General features: G+C 56.5%; 9 protein-coding genes and 1 pseudogene. All 10 read right to left on the bottom strand.

Annotated features, from left to right (window positions below; all coding sequences use genetic code 11):
- Positions 1–423: pseudogene (locus ABJZ52_RS15300) on the bottom strand (hypothetical protein); the annotation flags it as partial.
- Between the two features lie 12 nt (positions 424–435).
- Positions 436–3,714: a DUF4815 domain-containing protein gene (locus ABJZ52_RS15295; protein ID WP_348190316.1), complete on the bottom strand. Its 3,279-nt coding sequence runs from the start codon at positions 3,712–3,714 to the stop codon at positions 436–438.
- 1 nt (position 3,715) lies between these two features.
- On the bottom strand, positions 3,716–4,819 hold the full coding sequence (locus ABJZ52_RS15290; RefSeq protein ID WP_348190314.1) for a phage tail protein: 1,104 nt from the start codon (positions 4,817–4,819) through the stop codon (positions 3,716–3,718).
- Positions 4,816–5,673, bottom strand: coding sequence for a baseplate J/gp47 family protein (locus ABJZ52_RS15285; protein ID WP_348190311.1), 858 nt, complete (start codon positions 5,671–5,673; stop codon positions 4,816–4,818). The genes ABJZ52_RS15290 and ABJZ52_RS15285 overlap by 4 nt, the downstream gene beginning before the upstream one ends.
- Positions 5,674–5,676: 3 nt before the next feature.
- Entirely contained in the window at positions 5,677–6,069 is a 393-nt protein-coding gene (locus ABJZ52_RS15280; protein ID WP_348190308.1) for a GPW/gp25 family protein, read from the bottom strand.
- Positions 6,070–6,072: 3 nt separating this feature from the next.
- On the bottom strand, positions 6,073–6,264 hold the full coding sequence (locus ABJZ52_RS15275; RefSeq protein ID WP_348190305.1) for a hypothetical protein: 192 nt from the start codon (positions 6,262–6,264) through the stop codon (positions 6,073–6,075).
- 10 nt (positions 6,265–6,274) lie between these two features.
- A complete protein-coding gene (locus ABJZ52_RS15270) occupies positions 6,275–6,805 on the bottom strand; it encodes a baseplate assembly protein (protein WP_348190302.1) in 531 nt (176 codons plus the stop codon).
- Positions 6,805–7,611 (bottom strand): hypothetical protein, encoded by an 807-nt coding sequence (locus ABJZ52_RS15265; RefSeq protein ID WP_348336486.1) that lies wholly within the window; start codon positions 7,609–7,611, stop codon positions 6,805–6,807. The genes ABJZ52_RS15270 and ABJZ52_RS15265 overlap by 1 nt, the downstream gene beginning before the upstream one ends.
- An 8-nt stretch (positions 7,612–7,619) precedes the next feature.
- A complete protein-coding gene (locus ABJZ52_RS15260; RefSeq protein WP_348187709.1) occupies positions 7,620–7,997 on the bottom strand; it encodes a hypothetical protein in 378 nt (125 codons plus the stop codon).
- 5 nt (positions 7,998–8,002) lie between these two features.
- On the bottom strand, positions 8,003–8,413 hold the full coding sequence (locus ABJZ52_RS15255; RefSeq protein WP_348187711.1) for a hypothetical protein: 411 nt from the start codon (positions 8,411–8,413) through the stop codon (positions 8,003–8,005).
- Positions 8,414–8,570 lie beyond the last annotated feature (157 nt).

The following is an 8,570-nucleotide window of genomic DNA, read 5'->3' as shown; positions in this document are numbered from 1 at the left end:
GGAGACCGCCGCTGTAATTTCCTGCAAGGCATCCTGGACGTTATTTGCCGCCAGTCCCGCAATCGCTGTGATTGCGAAGTACTCAGCCCTGGCCGTGACCGCTTTGAACTTGCCGGCAAGGTACTGCAGCACCATGCCTTCAGTAAGACCCGCCGCATCGACGTCCGAAAGGCCGGAAAGAGCGTGATTGTGCTCACTGATGCTTGCGGTAATATCGGCAAGTTGGGCGGGCAAGCCTGACACCGCCTCAAGATCGTGGATATGCCCCGTATCGGACTTTCCAGAAATCGCATCTGCATTTGCCTTTAGATAGGCATCGATCTTGTCGAGCGCCGTGATCAACCTGGCGAGATCTTCCGCCACCGTGTTGTCAATGTGCGGTTTCTCGATACTGAACTCGCTGGTGCGGGCGTCCGTTGCCATTGGTCTTCCCTCTTAATAGCTGTAAACGCGCAAGCGTGCGATGGACGGACGGGCGGCCGGGGTACCGGTCAGCGTCAGCTTCACCCGTCCGCCATTAGGTGCCACGAAAGCAAGTTGATGCTTGGGCTCAATCCAACCACCGGACAGTGATCGGTTAGAGACGACTGGAACCGCAGTCCAGTTGCCGTCTGCCGCATCCACATCGACGGAAACAGACGCACCGGCCGGAAGTTGCCGGTCATACAGCGCTCGGAAGAAGTTATCCCCCTCGATCGGGAACACCTTGGAGACATACTCCGCGGCCGTCTGCAATTGCCCGCCAACAAGGGTCGTGCCTGGATAGAGCATGGGCGACACCCACTGCGTTCCTGTCAAAATCGCATGAAGTTTAATGGTCTCCGAAACATACTCGGAGAACTCAAGAGATTGTCCCGGCGCAAGTGGAATGCGCTGACCGTCTTCGCGTTCCAGCTCATAGCGGAACCCGACGTCCGTGGTCTGCAATTCAACAGCGCCACGCACAAGCAGATCCGTGATTGCCTGTACGCTGCCCTCAAAGAGCAAGACTGACTTTTCAGCTTGCGTGAACTTGGCCGCAACCACTTCGATCTTGGGGTCGCTATCAGGATGCGCGACCCAAGTCGTCCGGTTTGATCCAGAAAACAGATCTCCAGCCGTATAGGGCTGCGAAGCAACCCGTTGCTGGGTCTCAGGCACCACCTCTCCCAAAGTGGCTATCTTGATCGCATGGTCTGCATCATCGGTCATGATGACGACGCAATATTTAAGCGACGCAGACGTGAACACCGGCGCATCCCAACGGGCCTGGATCGTATCGCCAGGAGCCACTCCAATCATCGAGATGTAACAATCAGCCAGCACTTCGTTCGTCGGATAACCATTCAAGGTCGTGGCCAGCTGAACCCGCAGTCCATTGGATTGCTCGCCAACAACAGCAATTTCAAAATTGATGCCGCAGTTAAAGCTGTCTTGTGGTGGCACAAACGTCCAGGCAAGCGGATCGCCGCTTGTGCCACTGCCCTCGCTGCCCCGCCCTTCACTTTGGCTCGAGCTTTGCGTCACCACCGTGTTGGTGACGTTGGTGACATTGGTGACATTCACAATCGTCACTGGATCCGGCGCGGTGACGGTGACCAGGGTAACCCGGCGCATGACTTCCGTTGTGATTTCGCCCTCACCAACAAAAGTCGCGCGGGCGAAGCTGCCAGCAGAACCAAGCGCATCAACTGTGTGGCTACCGGTCGGCACATCCGCCGGGATTGCAATCGTTCCAGAAATCTGGCCGTTTGCATCTGCGATCAGCGAAGGTGCTGGCGTGACGTCGCGGCCTGCAAAGATCAGACTTTCCAATTCTTCATTCACGCCAAACCCGGACAGCGCAAAATCAATATCCAATTGCCGTAAGAACGCAGCCTCTTGCGTTGATTGGCTCACCTCTTCCGTAATGGTGGTGCTTTCTGGAGACTGGTCTGGCGCGGCCGTAAACTCACGAGAGATTGGCGAGGTCCACTCCGTCTGCGTTTCTGTCCAAAAGTCCGCATTTGGATTGAGCTTCAAATCCCCCGGCATGGGATTGAAATTGGCATAAGGGTTGACCTTCATGTCACCCGTGGCCAGAGGCTGGCTAATGATCACCTCTTCGACGTAATCGAGCATTTCGAAACCACCGAACTGCTCCACAAACACCTGAACAACCGGCAACTGCAAAGTCCCTTGAATGACTGCTGCACTTTGGGCAACGCCATCGTCGCGGTAGCTGTCATCAAGAAAGCTATCAGTGAACCAGCCATCGGCTGAAACAGAGGCAGCATCGGGCACTGATTGCTGCAAAGCTGTCCTGTTGGATTGATCCGCAACCTTCAACAATAAGGCGAACATGTCGCTGATATAGTCGTAGGTCAGAACCCGGACGCCGTTGTTGACGATCGAAGGCGCCTCGAACCAGTCGTGATGTATCTCCGCAAGTTTCAGATGGCCGCTAGGCTCAGATGGTGACAACGCCCCCTTGCGGGCAGACACCCCCTCGACAATCTGAGGAACACCATTTGCGTCCAGACACAGGATATCCTTTCGAGGAATGCGCGACTGATATGTCACCAGCACCGCCTCGCCGTCCTCCCCGCCCGTTAGCGTGATCGTACTGTTGTCGAATGCAATGGAATCTGCCGGCGCAAAATAGGTGTAGGTGACCGAATAAGTCGAACTGTCATCTGGCTCAGCGCCGCCGGCGGCCCACGAAATATTGTCGCCGGACTTCTCATAGGTCGCAGGATCAAAAGTGGTCGCGCCCTGCGTGACACTTTCGATCGCAATGACCGACGCATGCTGGAGTTCGTCCATCCCATTGGGAACAGATCCACGCACCACGTTCTCGGTTACTCGTTTTGTAACGACAGCAGAAATGACCGCTTCAATTGGGGGCCTGGTGACGGTTACAACAGCAGACCCACCATCACTTGAATATGTGTGCACTTCCGCAGAAACAAGCTCAAGTTCAGGGTTCTGAGACTGGCGAAAAATGAAGGCCGTTTCACGCGTCTTACGGAAGCCGAGCACATTGGCCGAGCCAGCTGCAATGGAATAGACTTGATTGCCATCGCCATCCTCGCCAAGCGCTGAGACTTGGCTTCCGGCGACAATATAGTTGCCACGAGACCGATCATAGAGCGACAGTGTTTCAAGGATGCCTTCAAGCGCTGGTGGCGGGGTCTGGTCGACAACGGTTCCGTTGCTCACCTGGTAAACCTGGCTGAATTCGCCACTGCCACCATCATTCAGGATAGCCCAGGCGAGTTTTTCCTCTGTTCGTACTGCCCCCGGCTCTAACTCCGACGCCGCCCCAGCGTGCAGACCGAGCAAAGTCTCATCCGCATCTGAATCGATGTAATCGATCACCTTGCGCACACCGACAATTACGTCGCCCGCGATCGACACCAGATCGAATTGAGCCGGCTCAACGGCAAGAACATTCCCACCAACATAGATCTGCCCAGATGCCAAAATGAGACTTGCCGTCGTAGGCACGACCTCTGGACTATCGGCATCAATGTCGAGCGCAACGGTGATTTCCGCGCCTGAAATCCGGTTTCCGTTTGCCGCGACCATGTTGCCGAGGGCAGCCGTTTTGCGCCCAAACAGACCCTGCAATTCATTGAGATCAGCCCCTTGAAGGAAACGGCCCTCGGCAAACAACATGCCAGTGCGGTTCTCAGGAGCGCTTGGCGTCCGATCATAGATCGCAGGCAGGCCGGATATGTGCTCAAAGGCCATTCTAGAACCTCATTAGAAACTGGACGTGCTCGCGGATTGTCTCGCCGAACACAATTGAAATTGGATAGCTGGCGACTTCTGTGCCGCCGGAGAGGCCGGCCGGGTCTAACCAAAGCGCCCCTGGCCGAGATGGGTCTGCAACATCAGCCCCGAAAACAGCTGAGACACTTGCCGCCTCTTGGCTGAAACCGTCGCCCCAATCAGTGCGAGCAAAGACATGAACCCCAATCGGACTGGTCAGACTTGGCGTGTAAAAATCAGAGCCAAATGCATAGCCATTCAGTCCAACCGCCACACTCCGGCAAGCTGCGAGGCGGTAGCCGATGGTTGCACCCTCACCATCGGCAAAACGGAGCCAGCACGTCATTGCAGCAAGCGCAGCCCCGAAGGAAACCCGCCGCGCCAATTCAACATCTTCGCTCCACTTGAGGTCAGCCGTGTTCCATGGAAAATCCATGTCCACCCATTGCTCGCTCGGAACGTCAGGTATCCAGATACCCAGTGCGGTTAAGTCTGCCTCGGTTAGCGTGTGCTCAACCTGATGGCTTCGTCCAAACGACCATTTGGGCGCACCGTGCTTGAGATGCACCCCGCTATCATCACCCACAATGCAGTCGCCAAGGCGCGTGTAACCAGTCTCGGCTGCAGGAAAATCATAACCGTGAACCCCGCGCCGAAAGGTGGAACGCACTGGAACACTTAGATCAACCAGACCGGAAATCCGATCGAGATCAGCTGGAACATCACGCACACGATCCAGAAGGATCTGGAATTCTGCCCAAGCCAGACGCCGCGCCGGCGGATCGACCAGGAGACCTGAATAGCCGGTCATTGCGAGGCCCAGGGCCACCGCATCATGCGTGCCTCGAGCGCGAGACCATGGCAGGCCCTGGTTCAAAATATCGGACAGATTGTCCAAGTACGGCAGCAGGATATCCAAGCCGTATTCATGAACAAGAAACGGCAACAGATCCGGTGGCCTGAGGGAGTGCTTCCAGCCCGAGATCACCTCGATTCCTGGCGTCACCCGGCTGGTCGGGTCACACGCTGCTTCGACCGCCGTTTCCAATGAAGTGGCATTGGTCGGCAAAAGCTGATCGGTCATCGGCCGCGTCCGCCGTCCTGGATTGTCACGTTGCCGATCGCGATGGCCTCATTTGAACCAGCGACTTCATCCGCTACGGGAAAAACAACAGTCACGTTGGTGACACCCGACACCATGGCCGTTTTCGAAAGCCAGGCGCGCGTCAGGTCGAGCCCGAGCAGGTTTTCCTGTTCCCGTGCTGCAACGATATGGTCTGCGAGTTCGCCCAGCAGGTTCGATGACGCTGTCGGCGAGATCCGGATGTCAAGCGTAACGTCGACGGTCCTTCGCACCGCTGACGTTACTTCATAGCGGTCGGACACCAACCGCACGGAGGACGCCTCAAGGGCTTCAGTGACAGTCGCCAGCAGGGCCGCATCCGCTGCCCCGCCAATGTCAGTAGACAACACACCAACATTGATCGTTGGATCTCTGCCTTCGGTCCAAATGGCGACATCACGAACTGCTAGAGACGCGCCAAGGCAAATGCCGCGAAAGCGGTCTTCAGTTCCGCCAGGCGAGCGTCCGACAATTGCAAGCTGGATCCGTTCCTGAAACCTCGTGTCGTCTTCGCCAAGAATCCTATTCAAGCCATAAAAACTGCCCAGATGATCCAGGCCATTACCTGATGCAAAGGCAAGGATCTGGTCTTGCGCAACAACGTTGATGCGATTGCGTAGCAGCAATTCGCGATAGGCTGCAGTTTCCAGAAGGATCACCGCAGGGTCTGTCTCTAGACCATCAACATCCCAATCAATATCAAGTGCTTGTAGCCTCATCTTTAGATCCAGCTTTAGATCAGACACAATGGTCTCGTAATCCAGAGTTTCGATCACCTCCGGATCCGGTAACTGACTGAGATCGATCACAGACATCTCCTAGAGAACCGCAGCACCGCCGGTTGCAAAATTGTAGGAAAACGACAGAACCCGCTCGACCGTCAGGTCACCGAGATGCCCCTTCGGCCGATAGTCAGCCTCAAACACGAAACCGGCCTTCCCGGCCCGCACCTCATCAATTGTCCCGCTGAGAGAAATGCGGCGCACATTCAGGCGCGGCTCCCACAAGTCAATCGCCACACCCACCAACTGAACAAACGCAGTCAGCAACGCCGGAGTGATCGCACGGCCCAACAGCTCCACGGTGCCTCCACCGAACTCACGGCGCATGACTCTTGAGGCAATTCGGGTCGAGAGGATCACTTCCACGCTTTGAAGCGTTGAACTCAGATTATCTATGACCTTGAACGTGGTTCGGTCGATGCCGGCCAAGCCTCAAGTCTCCAGCTCTTCGCCGACAGGCTCGGTGGTTTTGGGAACGCGCTTGCGCTCCAAAGGCCGAATTCGGCCAAGGCCTAGATCAAACATGGCCTCGCCATTGGTTAGCTTGACCCGCCGATTTGCCGGGACTGGCATACCGTTGACAACATCAAAGCCCGGTTCGACCAAATAGGTTTTCTTATCCATGGGAAGCTCCCTAGTGCGGTTCTTTGGTATCGGCGCCGCCGGGCACAACACCGCTATGGACATGGGTGTCACCGACATTCGTGCCGTTGTGCAGGAGATGTCCGGCCTCAAAGTCGACATTTCCGACCAGGCGGACGTTGCCCTTCACCTCGAAGTCGCCTTCAAGCGTGACTTTCCCGTCTTTCATGGTGAGGGTGATGCCGAAGGCCTTCAAAATATTAGCGGCGAGATCCACGCTTGGCGGTTGCGCCTGCCCTGAAAACCCGGCCCGGAACATCACGCCCTGACGCTGATCGCCATGGGGATGCATAACCCCGACCACCTGCCCTTTGGTCAGGGGAACCCATGATCTGGTCTGCCCACCCGATTCTGGATGCGGATACCAAGGTGACAAGACCGGACCGTCGTCGCCTTCTGCCAGCTTGATCCGGTATCCTTTTTGGGGATCAACGTCAGCGATCGGTCCAACGCGCAGCGCGTTTCCCATCGACGTCTTCAGCATTTCAAAATCGAGCTTCATGCCCACGATAATCTCGTACATCAGTCGACAACCTCCGTGCCATGCCGCTCAACCGCAATCTCGAAGATGTCAGCTAGCGTCTCGTCTGCCCCCTCAACATTCGGCCCTATGCCAAGCGCGATAAGTTCACTCCTGGCCAACCCGAGGCGCTCCTGAGTTGAAGTCCAATCGTCTGTGCCGGGATGAACCTCTGCGCGGATCAGACCGGCAAGCCGCTGATCATCATTTGTCCCAGCTTCCAGCATCGCCAGAAACCGGCCAAAGGGCGTCTTTGGCTGTATCTGCTCTTCGGACGCTGGATCGCTCAACAGCTCGAAAGTGAGCGCAATCTGGCGCGCGGCAATGCGTTGATGGCTATCGTTCCCAGCCGCCCGCTGCCGGTCTATTTTTAGCAAGCTGCCGGACAGGCCACGGAATATGTCCGCAGCTTCATTGGCTGGGTCCATCAACGCGCTCATCACCTGACGATCGACAAGATCAAGATAGATTTCCGAGGAACCGTCGGTGAAGGGTATCCCGGAAACTGCAGACTGCATTTTGCGCCCCGGGTGATCTGGATCATCTTCCTCAATCACCATGGCGCTGGTGATGCCTATTTCAAATCGGAACACGACCTTGCCGTTTTCCAGAAATCGGCGATTTCCATCCTGACCGGGCGAAGCGTCAGCCTCATCGGTATAGACAGCTATGAACCGGCTGCTTTTGGACACCGCAAGTTGCCCGCGTTCGTCCAGACTTAAAGCCCCGATCTCACTGTCCAGAACATTCTCATCGACAAGTGTGCGCCCCTGGAGCGCTCGAACCGCCATCAAGCGGGCAGCCATCATGCAAAGGCTCATTTGTCTCCAAGCTCCACAATCAGCCTCAGATGCGATCGCGCATCGACAGACAGTACTTCGAAGGCTGGTTCACCCTCCCGGTCCAGCGCAACGACCTCTTCCCCGCCAAGAAGCAAGAGATCGGGATAGACCGCACGGTCGATCCTCATCCGCGCACCGCCTGCCCTTATGTCTGTCTTCCAGCCCCGCCCCTTGCCTCCGGACAGATTGCTGGTCTGTTCGTCATGGGTCCGCAATGGCGCGTAGATCTCGAGGGTTGGGCGGTCCGGATCTTCCCGCCCATCCTTCCAGAACCGCACCTCGAGCCGTTCAGAAAACACATTGTCGACTGCGGAAGTCAGGCGAGACCGGAGGGCTGTGTTGACAAGAGACACAGCGTTTAAATCAAGGCCTGTTCAGCGTCTGATAGCGCAGCGACGGCTTCGTCCAGGATCGTTTGTGCAGCAGCCTTGGCCTCGTCCGTCTCAGCATTGGCAAGCGCGCCTTCCGCCTCAGTGACGGCGGACTTTACGGCATCGAGCCCCTTCTCGGTGTCCGATGCACCCTGAGCCCCTGAAGCGTTGACTGGCTTGGTTGAGACCCCTGCCTTTCCAGAGGTTGCATCCTTGGCTGCAGCCTTCTTTTTGGTCGGCACATAGGCGAATTTGTCAGCAACAAGGTGCTTGCCGTAGACCTCTGGAACCTTGACCGGCTCATGAGGGGGCACAGACTTGTCCCTGCCTCCTGGGGCATGTCTTGCCGGAATAATACCACCGCGGGTAAACGCAATTGTCATTGTCTTGCTAGCCATGGAAATCTCCTTTCAAGGTCGAAACGCCCGCTCACGGCGCTTTGAGCCGGAAAGGCAAAAGCCCGGAGCTGAGCCCGGGCCTTTGCATGGTCAATCTGGAAGAAATATTTAAGTGAGCGTCAGTCGACGCAAGGCGCCTGGCTGTGTGCAAAGCGAG

This window comes from Roseibium sp. (assembly GCF_039982295.1).
Taxonomy (GTDB): Bacteria; Pseudomonadota; Alphaproteobacteria; order Rhizobiales; family Stappiaceae; genus Roseibium.
The sequence above is the reverse complement of the archived record's forward strand: the minus strand, read 5'-3'. Positions and strand labels throughout refer to the sequence as shown.

What these genes read in the sequence shown, in the direction of transcription:
- ABJZ52_RS15295 (WP_348190316.1), bottom strand. Translation starts at nt 3,714, where the DNA reads ATGGCCTTTGAGCACATATCCGGCCTGCCTGCGATCTATGATCGGACG.
- ABJZ52_RS15290 (WP_348190314.1), bottom strand. Translation starts at nt 4,819, where the DNA reads ATGACCGATCAGCTTTTGCCGACCAATGCCACTTCATTGGAAACGGCG.
- ABJZ52_RS15285 (WP_348190311.1), bottom strand. Translation starts at nt 5,673, where the DNA reads ATGTCTGTGATCGATCTCAGTCAGTTACCGGATCCGGAGGTGATCGAA.
- ABJZ52_RS15275 (WP_348190305.1), bottom strand. Translation starts at nt 6,264, where the DNA reads ATGGATAAGAAAACCTATTTGGTCGAACCGGGCTTTGATGTTGTCAAC.
- ABJZ52_RS15270 (WP_348190302.1), bottom strand. Translation starts at nt 6,805, where the DNA reads ATGTACGAGATTATCGTGGGCATGAAGCTCGATTTTGAAATGCTGAAG.
- ABJZ52_RS15265 (WP_348336486.1), bottom strand. Translation starts at nt 7,611, where the DNA reads ATGATGGCTGCCCGCTTGATGGCGGTTCGAGCGCTCCAGGGGCGCACA.
- ABJZ52_RS15255 (WP_348187711.1), bottom strand. Translation starts at nt 8,413, where the DNA reads ATGGCTAGCAAGACAATGACAATTGCGTTTACCCGCGGTGGTATTATT.